This window comes from Streptomyces sp. WMMC1477, assembly GCF_027460245.1.
Taxonomy (GTDB): domain Bacteria; phylum Actinomycetota; class Actinomycetes; order Streptomycetales; family Streptomycetaceae; genus Streptomyces.
Map to the genome: position 1 here is coordinate 3,304,334 of NZ_JAPZBD010000003.1, position 19,234 is coordinate 3,323,567.

General features: G+C 71.7%; 22 protein-coding genes. 18 read left to right on the top strand and 4 right to left on the bottom strand.

Features of this window, described 5'->3' with window-relative positions; genetic code table 11:
• Positions 1 to 92: 92 nt before the first annotated feature.
• Positions 93 to 425, bottom strand: coding sequence for a deoxyxylulose-5-phosphate synthase (locus tag O7609_RS15205; protein ID WP_269736428.1), 333 nt, complete (start codon positions 423 to 425; stop codon positions 93 to 95).
• Positions 426 to 541: 116 nt separating this feature from the next.
• On the opposite strand from O7609_RS15205, the gene map reads away from it, so the two are divergent.
• The 9 genes from map (at position 542) to truA (ending at position 6,653) form a co-directional block, all read left to right on the top strand.
• The gene (gene map / locus O7609_RS15210) at positions 542 to 1,387 is read left to right on the top strand and encodes a type I methionyl aminopeptidase (RefSeq protein ID WP_269743713.1); all 846 of its coding nucleotides are present in this window, start codon (positions 542 to 544) and stop codon (positions 1,385 to 1,387) included.
• A gap of 405 nt (positions 1,388 to 1,792) precedes the next feature.
• Complete coding sequence (gene infA, locus O7609_RS15215; RefSeq protein WP_003948620.1) at positions 1,793 to 2,014, top strand: translation initiation factor IF-1; 222 nt, start codon at positions 1,793 to 1,795, stop codon at positions 2,012 to 2,014.
• Between the two features lie 58 nt (positions 2,015 to 2,072).
• A complete protein-coding gene (rpmJ, locus tag O7609_RS15220) occupies positions 2,073 to 2,186 on the top strand; it encodes a 50S ribosomal protein L36 (protein WP_003956441.1) in 114 nt (37 codons plus the stop codon).
• A 198-nt stretch (positions 2,187 to 2,384) separates the two neighbouring features.
• The gene (gene rpsM, locus O7609_RS15225; protein WP_269736426.1) at positions 2,385 to 2,765 is read left to right on the top strand and encodes a 30S ribosomal protein S13; all 381 of its coding nucleotides are present in this window, start codon (positions 2,385 to 2,387) and stop codon (positions 2,763 to 2,765) included.
• Between the two features lie 65 nt (positions 2,766 to 2,830).
• Positions 2,831 to 3,235, top strand: coding sequence for a 30S ribosomal protein S11 (gene rpsK / locus O7609_RS15230; protein WP_004571845.1), 405 nt, complete (start codon positions 2,831 to 2,833; stop codon positions 3,233 to 3,235).
• Positions 3,236 to 3,260: 25 nt separating this feature from the next.
• Positions 3,261 to 3,887: a 30S ribosomal protein S4 gene (gene rpsD / locus O7609_RS15235; RefSeq protein ID WP_269736425.1), complete on the top strand. Its 627-nt coding sequence runs from the start codon at positions 3,261 to 3,263 to the stop codon at positions 3,885 to 3,887.
• A gap of 135 nt (positions 3,888 to 4,022) precedes the next feature.
• On the top strand, positions 4,023 to 5,045 hold the full coding sequence (locus O7609_RS15240) for a DNA-directed RNA polymerase subunit alpha (protein ID WP_191209723.1): 1,023 nt from the start codon (positions 4,023 to 4,025) through the stop codon (positions 5,043 to 5,045).
• A gap of 121 nt (positions 5,046 to 5,166) precedes the next feature.
• Entirely contained in the window at positions 5,167 to 5,682 is a 516-nt protein-coding gene (gene rplQ / locus O7609_RS15245) for a 50S ribosomal protein L17 (RefSeq protein WP_219091111.1), read from the top strand.
• A 128-nt stretch (positions 5,683 to 5,810) separates the two neighbouring features.
• The gene (truA, locus tag O7609_RS15250; RefSeq protein WP_269744360.1) at positions 5,811 to 6,653 is read left to right on the top strand and encodes a tRNA pseudouridine(38-40) synthase TruA; all 843 of its coding nucleotides are present in this window, start codon (positions 5,811 to 5,813) and stop codon (positions 6,651 to 6,653) included.
• A 51-nt stretch (positions 6,654 to 6,704) separates the two neighbouring features.
• Here truA and O7609_RS15255 read toward each other — a convergent pair whose 3' ends face one another.
• A complete protein-coding gene (locus O7609_RS15255) occupies positions 6,705 to 7,556 on the bottom strand; it encodes a hypothetical protein (RefSeq protein ID WP_269736424.1) in 852 nt (283 codons plus the stop codon).
• A 180-nt stretch (positions 7,557 to 7,736) separates the two neighbouring features.
• On the opposite strand from O7609_RS15255, the gene O7609_RS15260 reads away from it, so the two are divergent.
• From O7609_RS15260 to glmM, 6 genes are all read left to right on the top strand, one after another.
• Positions 7,737 to 9,452 (top strand): hypothetical protein, encoded by a 1,716-nt coding sequence (locus tag O7609_RS15260; protein WP_269736423.1) that lies wholly within the window; start codon positions 7,737 to 7,739, stop codon positions 9,450 to 9,452.
• Positions 9,453 to 9,530: 78 nt separating this feature from the next.
• A complete protein-coding gene (locus O7609_RS15265) occupies positions 9,531 to 11,159 on the top strand; it encodes an ATP-binding cassette domain-containing protein (RefSeq protein WP_269736422.1) in 1,629 nt (542 codons plus the stop codon).
• Between the two features lie 40 nt (positions 11,160 to 11,199).
• A complete protein-coding gene (locus tag O7609_RS15270) occupies positions 11,200 to 11,814 on the top strand; it encodes a Uma2 family endonuclease (protein ID WP_269736421.1) in 615 nt (204 codons plus the stop codon).
• Between the two features lie 218 nt (positions 11,815 to 12,032).
• Positions 12,033 to 12,476 (top strand): 50S ribosomal protein L13, encoded by a 444-nt coding sequence (rplM, locus tag O7609_RS15275; protein WP_219091116.1) that lies wholly within the window; start codon positions 12,033 to 12,035, stop codon positions 12,474 to 12,476.
• Positions 12,477 to 12,514: 38 nt separating this feature from the next.
• Positions 12,515 to 13,030 carry a 30S ribosomal protein S9 gene (gene rpsI, locus O7609_RS15280; RefSeq protein WP_269736420.1) on the top strand — a complete coding sequence of 172 codons (516 nt, stop codon included), beginning with the start codon at positions 12,515 to 12,517 and terminating at the stop codon, positions 13,028 to 13,030.
• A 243-nt stretch (positions 13,031 to 13,273) separates the two neighbouring features.
• Positions 13,274 to 14,632, top strand: a complete 1,359-nt coding sequence (glmM, locus tag O7609_RS15285) for a phosphoglucosamine mutase (RefSeq protein WP_269736419.1) — start codon at positions 13,274 to 13,276, stop codon at positions 14,630 to 14,632.
• 40 nt (positions 14,633 to 14,672) lie between these two features.
• On the opposite strand, the gene O7609_RS15290 is transcribed toward glmM, so the two are convergent.
• Together O7609_RS15290 and coaA are read right to left on the bottom strand one after the other, a co-directional pair.
• Positions 14,673 to 15,407 (bottom strand): hypothetical protein, encoded by a 735-nt coding sequence (locus O7609_RS15290; RefSeq protein WP_269736418.1) that lies wholly within the window; start codon positions 15,405 to 15,407, stop codon positions 14,673 to 14,675.
• A gap of 60 nt (positions 15,408 to 15,467) precedes the next feature.
• Positions 15,468 to 16,490, bottom strand: coding sequence for a type I pantothenate kinase (gene coaA / locus O7609_RS15295; RefSeq protein WP_269736417.1), 1,023 nt, complete (start codon positions 16,488 to 16,490; stop codon positions 15,468 to 15,470).
• A gap of 132 nt (positions 16,491 to 16,622) precedes the next feature.
• On the opposite strand from coaA, the gene O7609_RS15300 reads away from it, so the two are divergent.
• Genes O7609_RS15300 through O7609_RS15310 form a run of 3 tightly spaced genes read left to right on the top strand, consistent with a single transcriptional unit; the run spans position 16,623 to position 19,203 of the window.
• Positions 16,623 to 16,949, top strand: coding sequence for a hypothetical protein (locus O7609_RS15300; protein WP_269736416.1), 327 nt, complete (start codon positions 16,623 to 16,625; stop codon positions 16,947 to 16,949).
• A gap of 30 nt (positions 16,950 to 16,979) precedes the next feature.
• A complete protein-coding gene (gene glmS, locus O7609_RS15305; protein WP_269736415.1) occupies positions 16,980 to 18,827 on the top strand; it encodes a glutamine--fructose-6-phosphate transaminase (isomerizing) in 1,848 nt (615 codons plus the stop codon).
• A 7-nt stretch (positions 18,828 to 18,834) separates the two neighbouring features.
• Entirely contained in the window at positions 18,835 to 19,203 is a 369-nt protein-coding gene (locus tag O7609_RS15310) for a holo-ACP synthase (protein WP_269736414.1), read from the top strand.
• Positions 19,204 to 19,234 lie beyond the last annotated feature (31 nt).

Sequence of the window (19,234 nt, forward strand, 5' to 3'; positions counted from 1 at the left end):
AAGGCCGCCGCCCCGGACCGGGGCGGCGGCCTTCGCGCTTCCCGGGGGCTGTTCCCCGCCCGTCGGCCGTCTCCGCCCGTCGGCCGTCTCCGTCAGCCGGGCAGCTCGGTGCGGGTCAGTGCGCGGACCGGCGTCTCGCCGGTGCGGCGGGCGTGGGCCAGCCGTTCGCGGACCTCGCGCAGCGTGCGCGGACGATAGCCGGGACCGCCGCAGCAGCTCTTGTGGAACCGGACACCGGCGTGGAGGAGGACCGCGAGGACGCGCCAGCCTTCGGTGTCCCGGCGCTTGGGCGGCGCGAAGGCCGAGCCCACGTGGACGAGGGGCCGGGCGCACCGGGGGCAGGGCCGCTCCCGCTCCGGTCCGAAGGGCTGCTTGTACGACGCCCGGCAGGGCAGGCAGGCCCAGGACGTCTTCCCGTGTGGCATGCGCGACAGCGTAGGTCCGCCTCGCGCGGGGGTTCGAGCGGATTTCGCAGGCCTTATGGTGGAGGGGGCGCCAGGAGGCGCCCCCTTTGTTCGGACGCAGAAAGGCGCCAGCCGTCATGGTGGAGATCAAGACCCCGGAGCAGATCGCCAAGATGCGGGCGGCGGGGCTGGTGGTCGCCGCCATGCACCGCGCCTGCGCCGAGGCCGCGGTGCCCGGCGCCACGACGAAGGACCTCGACGAGGCCGCCGCGAAGGTGCTCGCCGAGCACGGTGCCAAGCCGAACTTCCTCGGGTACGGCGGCTTCCCCGGCAACATCTGCACCTCGGTGAACGAGGTCGTCGTCCACGGCATCCCGGACCGGGAGACGGTCCTGAAGTCCGGCGACATCCTCTCCATCGACGCCGGCGCCATCGTGGACGGCTGGCACGGCGACGCCGCGATCACCGTCTTCGTCGGCGAGGGGCACGCGCCGGAGCTGCACGAGCTCAGCCGGGTGACCCACGAGTCGCTCTGGGCCGGCATCGCGGCCTTCCGCAAGGGCTCGCGGCTGATCGAGATCTCCCGCGCGGTCGAGAGCTACGTCAAGCGGCAGCCCCGCCCGTCGAGCGGCCGGTACGGGATCATCGAGGACTACGGCGGCCACGGCATCGGCAGCCAGATGCACATGGACCCCCACCTGCTGAACTACGTGGACCGTCGGCGGCTCGTCGGCCGGCACAACCCGAAGCTGGTGCCCGGCATGTGCCTCGCGATCGAGCCGATGCTCTCGCTGGGCACGCCGCGCACGCACGTCCTCGAGGACGAGTGGACCGTCAAGACGGACGACGGCTCCTGGTCGAGCCACTGGGAGCACTCGGTGGCGCTGACGGAGCAGGGCCCCATGGTGCTGACCGCGGTGGACGGGGGCAAGGCGAAGCTCGCCGAGTACGGCGTCACCGCCGCGCCCGACCCGCTGGGCTGAGCCCTGGCCCTGGCTCGGCTCTGGCCCGGCCCCGGCCGCCGGTCGCCCCGGTTGGCTTCGCGCCCGCCCGGTCGGGGGCTCCGCCCGAGGGCCTCGGGGTGCGGTCCGGTTGCCGCCGTGGGGGTGCTTCCCCTGACCCGCCCCTTCCCGAAACTCGGGGCTCCGCCTCCGAGGCCCCAGGAGGCGGGGCGCCCGGCGCCGGGGGCTGCGCTTTCCAGCCCTGCGCCTTCGCGCAGACCTCCCAGGCGCGGGGATTGAGCCGGGGCCTCGCCGGGCAGACTGGGGGAGTCGGGGGCGATTTCGCCTTGCCGGGGAGCGTGGCGTAGACTGATGCGTCGGTCCCCGTGTGCGCCTGTGCCCGGGGCCGGTCCAGGTAGCCGATCCCGGAAGGTGAAAGCCTCAAGCATGGCCAAAAAACAAGGGGCCATCGAAATCGAGGGCACCGTTGTCGAGTCTCTGCCGAACGCGATGTTCAAGGTGGAGCTGCAGAACGGTCACCAGGTCCTCGCGCACATCAGCGGCAAGATGCGGATGCACTACATCCGTATCCTTCCCGACGACCGGGTCGTGGTGGAGCTGTCTCCCTACGACCTGACGCGTGGACGGATCGTCTACCGCTACAAGTAGATCGAGCCCTCGCCTCGCTCCCGTGAGGTGATGGCGTGACCCGGAGAACCTCAATCCCATGAAGGTCAAGCCGAGCGTCAAGAAGATCTGCGACAAGTGCAAGGTGATCCGCCGTCACGGCCGGGTCATGGTCATCTGCGACAACCTGCGCCACAAGCAGCGCCAGGGCTGACGCAGCTCTCGACCCGCACTCGCACCTCTTCGCGCGACGCGAGCAAGACAAGTAGATACGCAGTCACCCGACCCCCCACGTCACGTGTGGGGACGACACCCCCGGTCCGGAGGCCGGGGACCCGGCTCGTAGGCCTCTCGTGAGCCTTACGGGAACGGTGCTGCGGAAGACCTCCGTGAACACTCAGGAGCCACATCCATGGCACGCCTCGAAGGCGTTGACCTCCCGCGCGACAAGCGTGTGGAGGTTGCCCTCACCTATGTCTTCGGTATCGGTCGCACCCGGTCCCAGGAGACCCTCGCCGCCACCGGCGTGAACCCCGACACCCGCGTTCGTGATCTGGCCGAGGACGAGCTGATCAGGATCCGCGAGTACGTCGAGGCCAACATCCAGACCGAGGGTGACCTCCGTCGCGAGATCCAGGCCGACATCCGCCGCAAGGTCGAGATCGGCAACTACCAGGGTCTGCGTCACCGCCGGGGCCTCCCGGTCCGCGGTCAGCGCACCAAGACCAACGCCCGCACCCGCAAGGGCCCGCGTCGCGCGATCGCTGGCAAGAAGAAGCCGGGCAAGAAGTAGTCCGCACCGGACGCTCCAAGCGGTCCGAGTAGCAGGACCGACCACCTCCACGGGAGTAAATCTTTATGCCTCCGAAGGGCCGTACGGCCGGCGCCAAGAAGGTGCGCCGCAAGGAGAAGAAGAACGTCGCCCACGGGCACGCTCACATCAAGAGCACGTTCAACAACACCATCGTTTCCATCACCGACCCCACCGGCAACGTGATCTCCTGGGCTTCGGCCGGGCACGTGGGCTTCAAGGGTTCGCGCAAGTCGACGCCGTTCGCCGCGCAGATGGCCGCCGAGTCGGCCGCCCGTCGCGCGCAGGAGCACGGCATGCGGAAGGTGGACGTCTTCGTGAAGGGTCCCGGCTCCGGCCGTGAGACCGCGATCCGCTCGCTCCAGGCCACCGGCCTGGAGGTCGGCTCGATCCAGGACGTCACCCCCACCCCGCACAACGGCTGCCGCCCGCCGAAGCGTCGCCGCGTCTGACCAGCGAAGTAGGAGATTAGAGACTATGGCGCGTTACACCGGGGCCGACTGCAAGCGTTGCCGTCGGGAGAAGCAGAAGCTCTTCCTCAAGGGAGCTAAGTGCGAGAGCGCGAAGTGCCCGATCGAGATCCGTCCTTACCCCCCGGGTGAGCACGGACGCGGGCGCACCAAGGACAGCGAGTACCTGCTGCAGAAGCGTGAGAAGCAGAAGTGCGCGCGGATCTACGGTGTCCTCGAGAAGCAGTTCCGGGGCTACTACAACGAGGCCAACAGGAAGTCCGGCAAGACCGGTGAGAACCTCCTGCGCATCCTCGAGACCCGGCTGGACAACGTGGTGTACCGGGCCGGCTTCGCCAAGTCCCGCGACCACGCCCGTCAGCTCGTCCGCCACGGCCACATCCTCGTGAACGGCCGCAAGACGGACATCCCGTCGGCTCGGGTCAGCCCGAACGACATCATCGAGGTCCGCGCGTCCTCCCGGAACATGACCCCGTTCCAGGTGGCCCAGGCCGAGGCGGGCGACAAGACCGTCCCGGCGTGGCTGGAGGTCATTCCCTCCCGGCTGCGGATCCTCGTGCACAGCCTGCCCGAGCGCCAGGTGATCGACACCCAGGTGCAGGAGCAGCTGATCGTCGAGCTGTACTCGAAGTAACAGCTCGGGTGACACGGGCGGCCCGGCGCGCAATCGCAGGGCCGCCCGTACCCTTGCAGTAGAGCCGTGCGGCCCGCAGGCCGTGCGGTAGTCCGGCATCAAATAGCGGTTGCCGAAGACTGGAGGCCCATCCTCATGCTGATCGCTCAGCGCCCTTCCCTGACCGAAGAGGTCGTCGACGAGTTCCGCTCCCGGTTCGTGATCGAGCCGCTGGAGCCGGGTTTCGGCTACACCCTCGGTAACTCCCTGCGTCGTACGCTCCTCTCCTCGATCCCCGGTGCGGCTGTCACGAGCATCCGGATCGACGGCGTCCTGCACGAGTTCACCACCGTGCCGGGCGTCAAGGAGGACGTCACCGACCTGATCCTCAACATCAAGCAGCTCGTCGTCTCCTCCGAGCACGACGAGCCGGTCGTGATGTACCTGCGCAAGCAGGGCCCGGGTCTGGTCACCGCCGCCGACATCGCGCCCCCGGCCGGCGTCGAGGTGCACAACCCCGACCTCGTCCTCGCCACGCTGAACGGCAAGGGCAAGCTGGAGATGGAGCTGACGGTCGAGCGCGGCCGCGGCTACGTCTCCGCCGTGCAGAACAAGCAGGCGGGCCAGGAGATCGGCCGCATCCCGGTCGACTCCATCTACAGCCCGGTGCTCAAGGTCACCTACAAGGTCGAGGCGACCCGTGTCGAGCAGCGCACCGACTTCGACAAGCTGATCGTCGACGTCGAGACCAAGGAGTCGATGCGTCCGCGTGACGCCGTCGCCTCCGCCGGCAAGACGCTGGTCGAGCTGTTCGGCCTGGCCCGCGAGCTCAACGTCGACGCCGAGGGCATCGACATGGGCCCGTCCCCGACCGACGCCGCCCTGGCCGCCGACCTGGCGCTGCCGATCGAGGAGCTGGAGCTGACCGTCCGCTCCTACAACTGCCTCAAGCGCGAGGGCATCCACTCGGTGGGCGAGCTGGTGGCCCGCTCCGAGGCGGACCTGCTGGACATCCGCAACTTCGGTGCGAAGTCCATCGACGAGGTCAAGGCCAAGCTGCACGGCATGGGCCTGGCGCTCAAGGACAGCCCCCCCGGGTTCGACCCGACCGCCGCCGCCGACGCCTACGGCGCGGACGACGACGCCGACCAGGGCTTCGTCGAGACCGAGCAGTACTGATCGTCCGCGGCCCGTCCCGTCCGCACGGGCGGGGCGGCCGCGGGTTCCGCCGGGCACAAGCCCGTGCGGACACTGACACCGGTACCTGATACGGCCGGTGCAGACACCAAGGAGAAACACGATGCCGAAGCCCACCAAGGGTGCCCGTCTGGGCGGCAGCGCCGCGCACCAGAAGGCCATGCTGGGGAACCTCGCCACGGCCCTCTTCGAGCACGGCCGCATCACCACGACCGAGGCCAAGGCCCGCCGCCTGCGTCCGGTCGCGGAGCGTCTGATCACCAAGGCGAAGAAGGGCGACCTGCACAACCGTCGCCAGGTCATGCGCACGATCCTGGACAAGTCCGTCGTGCACACCCTCTTCACCGAGATCGGCCCGCGCTACGAGAACCGTCCGGGTGGCTACACCCGGATCACCAAGATCGGTAACCGTCGCGGCGACAACGCGCCGATGGCGGTCATCGAGCTGGTCGAGGCGCTGACCGTGCAGCAGACGGCCGTCGGCGAGGCCGAGGCAGCCGCGAAGCGTGCCGCCAAGGACGCCGAGGGCGAGAAGGCCGCGGACCTCAAGAAGGCCGACGCCGACGAGGCTCCGGCCGAGGAGGCCGCCGAGGCTTCCGAGGAGTCCAAGGACGCCTGAGCACCGAACCGTGTGCTCGTGGGCCCGCTCCCGTGTGGGGGCGGGCCCGTCCGCGTACCGGGGCAGCCCGCGGGCCAGGGCGGCACCTCGGGGTGAGACGACACAGAGTAGTCAGGTGAGTGACGCAAGTGAGTGACGGCGTGGAGTCCGGCCTCGTCCGGGTACGGCTGGACCTGAGCTACGACGGCCGGGACTTCTCCGGCTGGGCCGTGCAGCGCGGCCGGCGGACGGTGCAGGGCGAGGTGCAGGAGGCGCTGCGCGTCGTCACCCGCTCCGCCGAGCCCTTCGAGCTGACCGTCGCCGGGCGGACGGACGCCGGTGTGCACGCCCGGGGCCAGGTCGCCCACGTGGACCTGCCCGCCGGGCTGTGGGCCGAGCACGGGGACAAGCTGCTGCGCCGCCTCGCCGGGCGGCTGCCGCACGACGTCCGGGTCCGGCGTGTGACACCGGCGCCGCCGCACTTCGACGCGCGCTTCTCCGCGATCTGGCGCCGCTACGCCTACCGCGTCACCGACCACCCCGGCGGCGTCGACCCGCTCCGGCGCGGGCACGTGCTCTGGCACAACTGGCCGCTCGATCTGGACGCCATGAACGCCGCGGCGGAGCGCCTGCTCGGGGAGCACGACTTCGCGGCGTACTGCAAGAAGCGCGACGGCGCGACGACGATCCGGCGGCTGCTGGACCTGCGGTGGGAGCGCCGGCCCGACGGCGTGCTGGAGGCCACCGTCAAGGCCGACGCCTTCTGCCACAACATGGTGCGCTCGCTGGTCGGCGCGATGCTCTTCGTCGGCGACGGGCACCGGCCCCCGGCCTGGCCGGGCGAGGTCCTGGCGGCGGGCGTACGGGACTCTGCCGTGCACGTCGTCCGCCCGCACGGGCTGACGCTGGAGGAGGTCGGCTACCCGGCGGACGAGGCGCTCGCCGCCCGCAACGCCGAGTCCCGCAACCTGCGCACCCTGCCCTGCCGTTAGGCGCGCTCTGGCGACAGGCCCTGCCGCCAGGCCCGCCCTGGGGGGCTGTCGTCAGGGCGCGGGCTGGGCGCTGGCCGCCGCGGCGGCCTGCTCGCGGCCGCGGGCCTTGAGGCGCTCCTTCGCGTGGGCGGCGAGGTCCCGGCTCGCGGCGAGGGCCGTCGTCTCCTCGCGGGTGACGTCCGTGCCGTCGACGTAGCCGGCGACGGTGAGGAACACATAGCGGCCGTAGGCCTCGGCGCTGGAGCGGCAGGCGGAGTAGCGGCAGAAGTCCTCGGGGACGTCGCCGCCGGTCAGCGGCGCGAGGTAGGGCTTGGCGGCCTTCGCCGCCTCGCCCGCCTCCGACTCCCCGTGGAGCACGGCGATCCCGACGGTCACGGAGATGCCGTCGCGCGTGAACGACGCCCGGTGCACCTCCGTGCAGTTCCAGTCCTTGAGCACCTTCTCCAGGTCGTCGGTCGCGGCGGCCGAGGCGCAGTCCTCGGTCGACTTCACCGCGGCCCGGCGGTAGGCGCGTCCGTCGAGCTCGGCCGTCGCGTCCGGGAAGAAGCCCTCCGCGCTGCGCGGCGCGGTGTCCTTCTCGGGGTCGGATATGAACTCGTACGGGTTGGGCGGCGGGGGAGCCTCGGTGAAGTCGGGCTCGGGCTGCGAGGGGCCGGAGGGCAGGTCCGTCGGGCTGGGCAGGGACGTCGTCGGCCCGTCGGAGGCGCTCCCCTCTCCGCTGCCCTGGACGACGGCCACCGCGACGACGGCCGCGATCGCGACCGTCGCCACCGCGCCGCCCCCGATCAGCAGCCAGCGGCGGCGGCGTGCGCGCGTGGCCGCGGTCTGTTCGGCGAGTGCGTTCCAGTCCGGCGTCGGTCCGCCGCCCGGGCCCCAGCCGGGCCCCCCTTGCCCAAAGCTCATGGCGGAATCCTAGACGCGCCGTTGAACGGCGTCCCCGGCGCGGGGCGAAGCCGGGGAGGGAGATTGACGGTTTCGAGATGTCTCCGTGATGGCCCCGTGTACAACCCTGATCGGCATGGGCCGGTCAAACTCCCCGACGGCTCTGCGGTGACCCGGCCGGAGCCGAACGAGAGAGGCAACATGGTCCACGCACTTCCCCGTCCGCTGGCCCGGGCGCTCGGCGGCCTGGCACTGGCCGGCCTGCTCACCGGCGGGCTCGCCGGCGGCGCCCGGGCCGCGGACGCGCCCCTGCCCGTCGCGATCACCGGCCCCGAGCAGGTCGCGCTGTCCCTGACCACCGAGGACGACCGCTCGGAGCCGCAGATCGACCTCGGGCTGAGCGCACCGGACGACGGCGAGCACGGCCCCGACGAGGACGGCATCACCTACCCGGTCTTCTCGGGCGGCTACACGCTCACGATCGACGCCTCGCAGCTCGCCGGAGTGGCCGACGTCAAGCTGGTGGACGGGGCCGACTGCACCACCGAGGGCCTCGTCTTCGTCTGCCCGGGGTACGAGATCTACCCCGGCGAGCGGCCCTACGACGTGCCGGACCTGCGGCTCGACGTCAACGACGGAAGCCAGGCCGGAGAGTCCGGCACCATCGAGGTGACCGGTGAGGCCGAGGGCGTCGACTTCACCGGGCTGTCCGTCGACGTCCTGGTCGGTCAGGCCGAGCTGCACATGCGCACGCTCGCCGAGCCGGAGGGCTTCGCGCCGGGCGACACCTACGAGGCGCCCCTGGGCTTCCGCAACGTGGGCGGCACCCCCGCTGCCGACGGCGTCGTCCTGCGCTTCTCCGGTTCGCGCGGGCTGTCGTTCCCCGGCTCGTACGGCAACTGCGCGTACGCCGACACCGGCTACCCGCTGATCGAGTCGCAGACCCTCGTGCTGTGCCGTTTCGAGGGGTCGTTCGCGGCCGGGGCGGCCTACGAAGTGAGCGAGCCCGTCGCCGTCAAGACGGCCGAGTTCGCCCACCTGGACTCGTTCTCCTACAGCTTCTCCGCGGTCACGCTGGAGGAGGCCGAGCAGGTCACGCCGGACCTGGACTTCACCCGGGGCACCGGGGCCGCGCTGGAGCTGACGGCCGTACCGGGCGCCGACCCCGGCCGGTACGCCCGCTGGGCCGACCTGGACTTCCCCACGGGCGGCACCTACGACTTCGCGCTCACCGCCGGCTCCGCCCGCGGTGCCAAGGGCGACACCGTGACCGTGGACGTCGACTTCGCCAACCACGGCCCCGCCTGGGTCGGCAACCTGCGCTCGGGCGGCGAGCCGTTCGCCTTCCACGTCGAGATCCCGCGCGGCGCCGGCGTCGTCAAGGCGCCCAGGAGCTGCAACCCGCTGTCGCAGTCCGGTGAGACCAGCACCTCCGCCTACCTGTGCTGGCTCTCGACGCCGGTCATGGAGGACGACCAGCGCTCGTTCCCGTTCGAACTGCGCGTCGACGAGGTCGTCGAGAACGCCAAGGGCAGGGTCTTCTTCGGCTACGTGCCTCCGCGCGACGCCGACGAGGGCAACAACGAGAGCTGGATCGTCCTCAACGGCCCCGACGACGGCTCCTGGGACTCCGGCTCGTCCGGCGGCTCCGGCGACGGCGGCGCTGACGGCGACGGCGACTCCGGCAAGGGGGACGGCGACGGCTCAGGGGACACCGGCGGCACCGGTTCGACCGGCTCCACCGGCGGCGCGGACGGCTCTGGCGACGGTGCCGGCAAGGACGCGGCCGAGGGTGATCTCGCACTCACCGGTGCCGGTGGCGTCCTGCTCCTCGTCGGCGGCTCGCTGGTCGTGCTCGGCGCCGGTGTCGCGGTCTACTGGGCCGCCCGCCGCCGCTCCGCGGTCTCGGCCGTCTGACCCTCCGGGCGACGTGTGACGCCGTCGGCGGGAAAAGGGTTGGCCTTTCCCCGCCGACGGCGTCCACAATCCGGACCCATGGGTCACGTCGAAGTCGCACACGTCGAGTACTACCTGCCGGACGGGCGGCTGCTGCTCGCGGACGCCTCGTTCCGCGTCGGCGAGGGCGCGGCCGTCGCGCTGGTCGGCGCGAACGGCGCCGGGAAGACGACGCTGCTGCGCATCGTCGCGGGTGAGCTGGAGCCGCACGGCGGCAGCGTGGGCGTCTCCGGGGGCCTCGGCGTGATGCCCCAGTTCGTCGGCTCGGTGCGGGATGAGCGCACCGTGCGTGACCTGCTCGTCTCCGTCGCCCCGCCGCGCGTCCGCAAGGCCGCCGAGGCGGTGGACGCCGCCGAGCTGGCGATCATGGAGAGGGACGACGAGGCCGCCCAGCTCGACTACGCGCAGGCCCTGAGTGACTGGGCCGAGGCCCGCGGCTACGAGGCCGAGACGCGGTGGGACATCTGCACGACGGCCGCGCTCGGCGTCCCCTACGAGAAGGCTCAGTGGCGGCAGGTGCGCACCCTCTCGGGCGGCGAGCAGAAGCGGCTCGTGCTGGAGGCGCTGCTGCGCGGCCCCGACGAGGTGCTGCTGCTGGACGAGCCGGACAACTACCTCGACGTCCCCGGCAAGCGCTGGCTGGAGGAGCGGCTGCGGGAGACCCGCAAGACGGTGCTGTTCATCTCGCACGACCGCGAGCTGCTGGCCCGCTCCGCGGAGAAGATCATCAGCGTGGAGCCCAGCCCGGCCGGCTCCGACGTGTGGGTGCACGGCGGCGGCTTCGGCACCTACCACGAGGCCCGGCGCGAGCGGTTCGCCCGCTTCGAGGAGCTGCGCCGCCGCTGGGACGAGAAGCACGCCCAGCTCAAGCAGCTCGTCAACACGCTCAAGAACAAGGCCGCCTTCAACGACGGTCTGGCCTCGCGCTACCAGGCCGCGCAGACGCGGCTGCGGAAGTTCGAGGAGGCCGGGCCGCCGCAGGAGCCGCCGCGCGAGCAGCAGATCACCATGCGGCTCCGCGGCGGGCGCACCGGGGTCCGGGCGGTGACCTGCGAGAACCTGGAGCTGACGGGGCTGATGAACCCGTTCGGCCTGGAGGTCTTCTACGGCGAGCGGGTCGCCGTCCTCGGCTCGAACGGCTCGGGCAAGTCGCACTTCCTGCGGCTGCTCGCCGGAGACCCCGAGCGGCCCGTCGCCCACACCGGTGCGTGGAAGCTCGGCGCCCGCGTCGTCCCCGGACACTTCGCCCAGACGCACGCCCACCCCGAGCTGGCCGGGCGGCCGCTGCGGGACATCCTGTGGACCGAGCACGCCCTCGACCGCGGCGCCGCGATGTCCGCCCTGCGCCGCTACGAGCTGGACCGTGCCTCCGAGCAGCCCTTCGACCGGCTCTCCGGCGGGCAGCAGGCCCGGTTCCAGATCCTGCTGCTGGAGCTGGCCGGGTCGACGGCGCTGCTCCTGGACGAGCCGACGGACAACCTGGACCTGGAGAGCGCGGAGGCCCTCCAGGCGGGTCTGGAGCAGTACCAGGGCACGGTGCTCGCGGTCACCCACGACCGCTGGTTCGCCCGCGCCTTCGATCGCTACCTCGTCTTCGGCGCCGACGGCCGCGTCCGCGAGACGGCGGAGCCGGTCTGGGACGAGACCCGGGTGGCCCGCGCGCGCTGAACGGGCGTGCGCCCGGCCCGCGCGCAGCGCGCTCTCGCGCGTGGCGCCCGACGACCCGGTCGTGGGACGATTGGCACCGACGCGGATTGAGGTGAGAGGAGCGGGCGGCATGTCTGTCATGGACGACCTCCGGCGAAACCCGGAATCCGACATCAGCACCGAGGGGTACGTCGTCGAGATCGTCGACGGAAGGGTGATCATGACCCCGCAGGGGCCCGACCAGGACGACACGGTCTTCGAGATCCGTAGCCAGGTGCGGGATCGTCATGGCAAGGACCTCAAGACCGCGTCGGATGTTCTCGTCGACTTTCCGGGTGGAACGTGGCTTGCCCCGGATGTGACCCTGCTGGCGCCCGATGCCGTCCGGCACGGGAACCGGTACGTCTGCACGGACGTGCTCGCGGTGATCGAGTTCGTGTCGCTCAAGGGCGATCCGAACGACTACATCACCAAGGTCGAGAAGTACGGCCGGTTCGGGATCACCTCGTACCTGATCGTGGATCCGTTCACGGCCACCTGCACGCTGCTGGAGGACCCGCAGCCGACGGGGTACGGGAAGCGGACGGAGATCCCTTTCGCGGAAACCGTCCGGCTTCCCCTCGCGGACGGGCGGGTGGTCGAACTCGACACGTCGTCCTTCCCGGTCATCCGCTGACGGGCTCGCTTTGACCCCCTCGGGGTGGTGCCGGTATTCTGCGAGATCGTTGTGTACCGGTCTGCCTCATTCTCACGTGAGGGGGGCCCTACACCGGCCCACCGGTCGATGACCAGCATCTGCACGCGGCCCGCGTCACCGTCGTGCGGTCCAAGGCTGTCGTGATCTGCCTGGTGGCCCTGTCAGGACTCACTCAGAAGAAGCGAAGGCATACGACCGTGCGTACGTACAGCCCCAAGCCCGGCGACATCAAGCGCCAGTGGCACGTCATCGACGCGCAGGACGTTGTCCTGGGCCGTCTGGCCTCCCAGGCCGCAACCCTCCTCCGGGGCAAGCACAAGCCCGTGTACGCACCGCACGTTGACGCTGGTGACTTCGTCATCATCATCAACGCCGAGAAGGTGCACCTCTCCGGCAACAAGCGGACCCAGAAGATGGCCTACCGCCACTCGGGCTACCCGGGCGGTCTCCGCTCCGTCCGCTACGAGGACCTGCTGGAGAAGAACCCGGAGAAGGCCATCGAGAAGGCCGTCAAGGGCATGCTCCCGAAGAACACGCTGGGCCGTCAGATGCTGTCGAAGCTGAAGGTCTACCGCGGCGCCGAGCACCCCCACGGTGCCCAGCAGCCCGTGCCGTTCGAGATCACCCAGATCAGCCAGTAATCCGGCCACTACCGGAACGAAGAGAACCGAGGAGCATCGTGGCCGAGACCACCGCTGAGACCCCTGTCGTCGACACCGAGGACATCGAGCACTACAGCACCGAGACGCCCGAGGGTGTCGAGGGCGAGTACTCGACCGAGTCGCTCGCCTCCCACTTCGGCGACCCGCAGCCGGGCGCCGGCACCGGGCGGCGCAAGAACGCCATCGCCCGCGTCCGCATCGTGCCGGGCACCGGCAAGTGGAAGATCAACGGTCGCACCCTGGAGGGGTACTTCCCCAACAAGGTGCACCAGCAGGAAGTCAACGAGCCCTTCAAGGTGCTCGAGCTGGACAGCCGGTACGACGTCGTCGCCCGCATCAGCGGCGGCGGCATCTCCGGCCAGGCCGGTGCGCTGCGCCTGGGCGTGGCCCGTGCCCTGAACGAGGCGGACGTGGAGAACAACCGCGGCCCGCTGAAGAAGGCCGGCTTCCTCACCCGTGACGCCCGCGCCGTCGAGCGCAAGAAGGCCGGTCTCAAGAAGGCCCGTAAGGGTACGCAGTACAGCAAGCGCTGACGCCTCGCGCTCCGCGCTCGGAACGCCCCGGCGGTACAGCAGTGCCGCCGGGGCGTTCGCCTTTCCGGACGGGTCGCATGTGCCAAAGGCACCTGTCCGTTCACGACATCGGGGAATACCTGGCGTAAAACGGGAAGAACCAGTGAAACCGGCCTATCGCCGCACTCTCCCGGCCACGCCTTTCACAGGGCACCGCGCGTCCCCGAGCGGCGGTGCCGGTTCGAAGCACTCGGAGGTACCACGGTGGGACGACTCTTCGGAACGGACGGCGTGCGCGGTGTCGCCAACGCGGATCTGACGGCCGAGATGGCCCTGGGGCTGTCGGTCGCGGCGGCGCACGTGCTCGGTGAGGCCGGATCGTTCGAGGGGCATCGTCCGGTGGCCGTGGTGGGCCGGGACCCGCGGGCCTCGGGCGAGTTCCTGGAGGCCGCGGTGGTGGCCGGGCTGGCCAGCGCCGGGGTGGACGTCCTCCGGGTGGGTGTCCTGCCCACCCCCGCCGTCGCGCACCTGACCGGCTCGCTCGGCGCCGACCTGGGCGTCATGCTCTCCGCCAGCCACAACCCCATGCCGGACAACGGCATCAAGTTCTTCGCCCGCGGCGGGCACAAGCTCCCCGACGACATCGAGGACCGCATCGAGGCCGTCTACCACGAGCACGAGGCCGGAGAGCCGTGGCAGCGGCCGACCGGCGCCGGGGTCGGCCGGGTACGCGACCACGGTGAGGGCCTCGACACCTACGTCGCCCACCTCATCGGCGTCCTGCCGCACCGGCTGGACGGATTGAAGGTCGTCATCGACGGCGCCCACGGCGCCGCCGCCCGCGTCTCGCCCGAGGCCTTCGCCCGCGCCGGCGCCGACGTCGTCACCATCGGCGCCGAGCCCGACGGGCTCAACATCAACGACGACTGCGGCTCCACCCACCTCGCCGGGCTGCGCGCCGCCGTCGTCGAGCACGGCGCCGACCTCGGCGTCGCCCACGACGGCGACGCCGACCGCTGCCTGGCCGTGGACGCCCAGGGCAACGAGGTCGACGGCGACCAGATCCTCGCCGTCCTCGCCCTCGGTATGCGCGAGGCGGGCGCCCTGCGCGGCGACACCGTCGTGGCCACCGTCATGTCCAACCTCGGCTTCAAGCTGGCCATGCAGCGCGAGGGCGTCCAGCTCGTCCAGACGGCGGTCGGCGACCGCTACGTGCTGGAGGAGCTCAAGCGCGGCGGCTTCTCGCTCGGCGGCGAGCAGTCCGGGCACGTCATCGCCCTCGACCACGCGACGACGGGCGACGGCACCCTCACCGGCCTGTTGCTCGCCTCCCGCGTCGCCGCCACCGGCAAGACGCTCGCCGAGCTGGCCGCCGTCATGGAGCGGCTGCCGCAGGTGCTGATCAACGTGCCCGACGTCGACAAGTCGCGGGTGGCGACGTCCGCCGAGCTGGCCACCGCCGTCCTGGACGCCGAGCGCGAGCTGGGCGAGACCGGGCGCGTGCTGCTGCGGCCCTCCGGCACCGAGCCGCTCGTGCGGGTCATGGTCGAGGCCGCCGACATCGAGCAGGCCCGCGCCGTCGCCGGCCGCCTGGCCGACGCGGTCAAGACGACCCTGGGCTGATCCCGCCCCGGCCGGTCCGGCGGCATGCTCCGGGCCGGCCTCAGCGCGCCCGTCGCAGCCGGGCGGCGCGTGCCCACCACCGCTTCGGCAGATGCGAGACGCGCGGCGGGGTGGCCTCGGCGTAGGCCGGGCTGACCCGCCGGGACGTGCTCCGGATCGTCACGAGGCCCAGCAGTGCCATCGCACCGCCGAAGCCCAGCTTCCCGTACGGGTTCACGTCCTGGGTCCGTTGCGGTGCCTGCACGCCGCGCGGGTCGTACAGCACCGTGACCGTCTGCCCGGCGGGGAACGTGCCTGGCCGCGCCGTGCGCTCAGGGCCCGGCAGGCGCTCGCCCGTCTCGGCGTCGTGGAACGCGTACAGGAAGGTGGCGTTCGGCTGGCCCTTCCACTCTGATGTGTCCCCGATACGGGAATCGACCTCGGCCACGGCGCGTTCGCCGGTGGCCCGGAGGACGAGGTGGCCCTTGGCGGGTTCCAGCCCCCACACGACGCAGGGCAGTGCGATGAGCGGCAGGACCACCAATCCGTAGCCGGTGCCCTCGCTGGCCGCGAGGCGCCGCATCGGGCCCCAGGCGAAGCCCACGAACAGGGCCGGCCAGACGAGCAGGCCCAGCCACGGCGGGACCTCGTCCCAGACGACGGTTATCGCGACGAGCAGGCCGATCCAGGAGACGTGGGCCCAGCCCGTGGCGCGTCGCTGTACGGACAGCGGCCTGCGCCGGAGCTCCTCGGCCTCCCGGGCCGGCTTCTCGTCGACGTCGACGTCGTCAGCCATGCGCAACTCCCCCCGGGATTCAGGACATCTCGTCCGTGCGGCGCGGTTCCCGACGGGACGTCAGAGCTTGCGCAGGGACAGGCGCTGGACCGTGTGGTCGGAGCCCTTGCGCAGCACGAGGGAGGCCCGGCCGCGGGTGGGGACGATGTTCTCCCGCAGGTTGGGGCAGTTGATGTTCCGCCAGGTGCCGCGCGCGTAGTCCAGCGCCTCCTCTTCCGACACCTGCGTGTACCTGCGGAAGTAGGAGAACGGGTTCTGGAAGGCCGTCTGCCGCAGCTTGCGGAAGCGCTCCAGGTACCAGCGCTCGATGTCCTCGGTGCGGGCGTCGACGTAGACGGAGAAGTCGAAGTAGTCGGCGACGGCGACGCGGGTGCGGCCGTCGGTGCCGGGCAGGGCGGGCTGGAGGACGTTGAGGCCCTCGACGATGAGGATGTCGGGGCGCCGCACCGTGAGCCGTTCGCCGGGGACGATGTCGTAGATCAGGTGGGAGTAGACGGGCGCGGTGACCTCGTCGCGCCCGGCCTTCACGTCGGCCACGAAGCGGGTCAGCGCGCGGCGGTCGTAGGACTCGGGGAAGCCCTTGCGCGCCATCAGCCCGCGGCGGTGCAGCTCGGCGTTGGGGAAGAGGAAGCCGTCGGTCGTCACCAGCTCCACCCGGGGGTGCTCGGGCCAGCGGGCCAGCAGCGCCCGCAGCAGCCGCGCGGTGGTGGACTTGCCGACGGCGACGCTCCCGGCGACCCCTATGACGAACGGCGTGCCCGGCTGGGCACCCTCGCCGAGGAAGGTGTTCAGCGCGCCGCGCAGGCCGTGCGTCGCGCCGACGTACAGGTTCAGCAGCCGGGAGAGCGGCAGGTAGATGTCGCGCACCTCGTCGAGGTCGACGACGTCGCCGAGGCCGCGCAGCTCCTCGACCTCGTCGGCCGTCAGCGGGAGCGGGGTGCGCTCGCGCAGGGCGCTCCACTCGGCGCGGCTGAGGTCGACGTACGGCGTGACGTCGGTGCGTCGCCGTCCGGGGCCGACGGGCGGCGGGGCGGGCGAATCCGCAGGTCTGAGGCCGGGGGAGGTTCCAGGTGGACGGGGCACGCGCCCATTGTGCGCCCGCCGGGCGCGCCCCCACACTCGGGGGGCGCGTACCGCCCCGTGCGCGCCGGATGTGACGCACACCCGGCGTCGAACCCCTGTACGCGCCTGGTGGGGCGGGGTTAGGTTCCGGGGATGTCCCGCTCCGACGGAGGCGTCTTCCGGAGGTTCCGGCGGCCTCGAACCGACCCGTACGCCCGGCGGGCGCGGTCCGTACGGCCCGGCCGGTTCGAGCTGCTCGTGGAGGAACTGCCCGAGGACGACCTCGGCTCCGACGCCCGTGAGGCGCTCGACCTGTACGTCACGGGCAGCAAGCCGGAGTGCGAGGAGGAGGAGTTCCTCGCCCTCCTGGACAGCGCCGACGACGACCCGGGCGAGGGCGCCCGGTACCGGCTGCCCGGCCCCCGCCGCCACCCGGGCGGCGGGCCGCGACCGGCGCTCCTCCGGCGCCGTCGCCGCTGAGCCGGCCGGTACCGCGTAGGCTGCCGTGCCATGTGCGGCATCGTGGGATATGTGGGAGGGCAGTCCGCCCTCGACGTGGTCATCGCAGGTCTGAAGCGGCTGGAGTACCGCGGCTATGACTCGGCCGGGGTGGCCGTTCTGGCCGACGGCGGGCTGGCCTCCGCCAAGAAGGCGGGCAAGCTCGCCAACCTCACCAAGGTGCTGGACGAGCGCCCGCTGCCGTCCGGCACCACCGGGCTCGGGCACACCCGCTGGGCCACCCACGGCGGCCCCACCGACGGCAACGCCCACCCCCACCTGGACAACGCGGGCCGGGTCGCCGTCGTCCACAACGGGATCATCGAGAACTTCGCCGCGCTGCGGGCCGAGCTGGCCGAGCGCGGCCACGAGCTGACCTCCGAGACGGACACCGAGGTCGTCTCCCACCTGCTGGCCGAGGCGTTCTCCTCGGTGGGCGACCTGGCCGAGTCGATGCGCCAGGTGTGCCGCAGGCTGGAGGGCGCGTTCACGCTGGTCGCCGTGCACGCCGACGAACCGGACACCGTCGTCGGCGCCCGGCGCAACTCGCCGCTGGTCGTCGGCGTCGGTGACGAGGAGGCCTTCCTCGCCTCCGACGTCGCCGCCTTCATCGAGCACACCCGTGAGGCCATCGAGCTGGGCCAGGACCAGGTCGTGGCGCTCACCCGGGACTCCGTCACGGTCACCGACTTCGACGGCGCCCCCGCCGAGGTGCGCCGCTACCACGTCGACTGGGACGCCTCCGCCGCCGAGAAGGGCGGCTACGACTACTTCATGCTGAAGGAGATCGCCGAGCAGCCCAAGGCCGTCGCGGACACGCTGCTGGGCCGCATCGACGCCCAGGGCACCCTGCACCTCGACGAGGTCCGCATCCCCGCCTCCGTGCTGCGCGAGGTCAACAAGGTCGTCGTCGTGGCCTGCGGCACCGCCTACCACGCGGGGATGATCGCCAAGTACGCCATCGAGCACTGGACCCGCGTCCCCTGCGAGACGGAGCTGGCCAGCGAGTTCCGCTACCGGGACCCGATCCTCGACCAGCGCACCCTCGTCATCGCCATCTCCCAGTCCGGCGAGACCATGGACACCCTGATGGCCCTGCGGCACGCCCGCGAGCAGGGCGCGAAGGTGCTGGCCATCTGCAACACCAACGGCTCGACGATCCCGCGCGAGTCCGACGCCGTCCTCTACACCCACGCCGGGCCCGAGGTCGCCGTCGCCTCCACCAAGGCCTTCCTGACCCAGCTCGTGGCCTGCTACCTCGTCGCGCTGTACCTGGGCCAGGTGCGCGGCACCAAGTGGGGCGACGAGATCCAGTCCGTCATCGGCGAACTGGCCCACATGGGCACCGAGGTGGACAAGGTGCTCGGCACGATGGAGCCGGTGCGCGAGCTGGCCCGCTCCCTCGCCGACAAGGACACCGTGCTGTTCCTGGGCCGCCACGTCGGCTTCCCGGTGGCGCTGGAGGGCGCGCTCAAGCTCAAGGAGCTGGCCTACATGCACGCCGAGGGTTTCGCGGCGGGCGAGTTGAAGCACGGGCCGATCGCGCTCATCGAGGAGGACCTGCCCGTCGTCGTCGTGGTGCCCTCGCCGCGTGGCCGCTCGGTGCTGCACGACAAGATCGTCTCCAACATCCAGGAGATCCGGGCCCGCGGCGCCCGCACGATCGTCATCGCCGAGGAGGGTGACGAGGCCGTCGCGCCCTACGCCGACCACCTCATCAGCGTGCCCGCGACGCCCACCCTGCTCCAGCCGCTCGTCGCGACCGTCCCGCTGCAGGTGTTCGCCTGCGAGCTGGCCACGGCCCGGGGCAACGAGGTCGACCAGCCGCGCAACCTCGCCAAGTCCGTGACGGTGGAGTGAGCGCGGCATGATCGTGGGGGTGGGCATCGACGTCGCCGAGATCGACCGTTTCGCGCGATCCCTGGAGCGGACGCCCGCGCTGGCGACCCGGCTCTTCCTCCCGGCGGAGCAGTTCCTGCCCAGCGGGGATCGGCGCGGTGTGGCCTCCCTGGCCGCCCGGTTCGCCGCCAAGGAGGCGCTGGCCAAGGCCCTCGGCGCGCCGCGCGGTCTGCGCTGGACGGACGCCGAGGTGGTGACGGCGGACAGCGGCGCGCCCTCGCTGGTGGTCCGGGGCACGGTGGCGGAGCGCGCCGCCGCCCTCGGCGTCCGGCGCTGGCACGTCTCCCTGAGCCACGACGCCGGCGTGGCCTCGGCGGTGGTCGTCGCCGAGGCCTGACGGGCGGGTGGACGCGGGTGCGACGGCCTAG

Coding starts and splice junctions, on each gene's coding strand:
- O7609_RS15205 (WP_269736428.1), bottom strand. CDS start 425: ATGCCACACGGGAAGACGTCCTGGGCCTGCCTGCCCTGCCGGGCGTCG.
- map (WP_269743713.1), top strand. CDS start 542: ATGGTGGAGATCAAGACCCCGGAGCAGATCGCCAAGATGCGGGCGGCG.
- infA (WP_003948620.1), top strand. CDS start 1,793: ATGGCCAAAAAACAAGGGGCCATCGAAATCGAGGGCACCGTTGTCGAG.
- rpmJ (WP_003956441.1), top strand. CDS start 2,073: ATGAAGGTCAAGCCGAGCGTCAAGAAGATCTGCGACAAGTGCAAGGTG.
- rpsM (WP_269736426.1), top strand. CDS start 2,385: ATGGCACGCCTCGAAGGCGTTGACCTCCCGCGCGACAAGCGTGTGGAG.
- rpsK (WP_004571845.1), top strand. CDS start 2,831: ATGCCTCCGAAGGGCCGTACGGCCGGCGCCAAGAAGGTGCGCCGCAAG.
- rpsD (WP_269736425.1), top strand. CDS start 3,261: ATGGCGCGTTACACCGGGGCCGACTGCAAGCGTTGCCGTCGGGAGAAG.
- O7609_RS15240 (WP_191209723.1), top strand. CDS start 4,023: ATGCTGATCGCTCAGCGCCCTTCCCTGACCGAAGAGGTCGTCGACGAG.
- rplQ (WP_219091111.1), top strand. CDS start 5,167: ATGCCGAAGCCCACCAAGGGTGCCCGTCTGGGCGGCAGCGCCGCGCAC.
- O7609_RS15255 (WP_269736424.1), bottom strand. CDS start 7,556: ATGAGCTTTGGGCAAGGGGGGCCCGGCTGGGGCCCGGGCGGCGGACCG.
- O7609_RS15260 (WP_269736423.1), top strand. CDS start 7,737: ATGGTCCACGCACTTCCCCGTCCGCTGGCCCGGGCGCTCGGCGGCCTG.
- O7609_RS15265 (WP_269736422.1), top strand. CDS start 9,531: ATGGGTCACGTCGAAGTCGCACACGTCGAGTACTACCTGCCGGACGGG.
- O7609_RS15290 (WP_269736418.1), bottom strand. CDS start 15,407: ATGGCTGACGACGTCGACGTCGACGAGAAGCCGGCCCGGGAGGCCGAG.
- O7609_RS15300 (WP_269736416.1), top strand. CDS start 16,623: ATGTCCCGCTCCGACGGAGGCGTCTTCCGGAGGTTCCGGCGGCCTCGA.
- glmS (WP_269736415.1), top strand. CDS start 16,980: ATGTGCGGCATCGTGGGATATGTGGGAGGGCAGTCCGCCCTCGACGTG.
- O7609_RS15310 (WP_269736414.1), top strand. CDS start 18,835: ATGATCGTGGGGGTGGGCATCGACGTCGCCGAGATCGACCGTTTCGCG.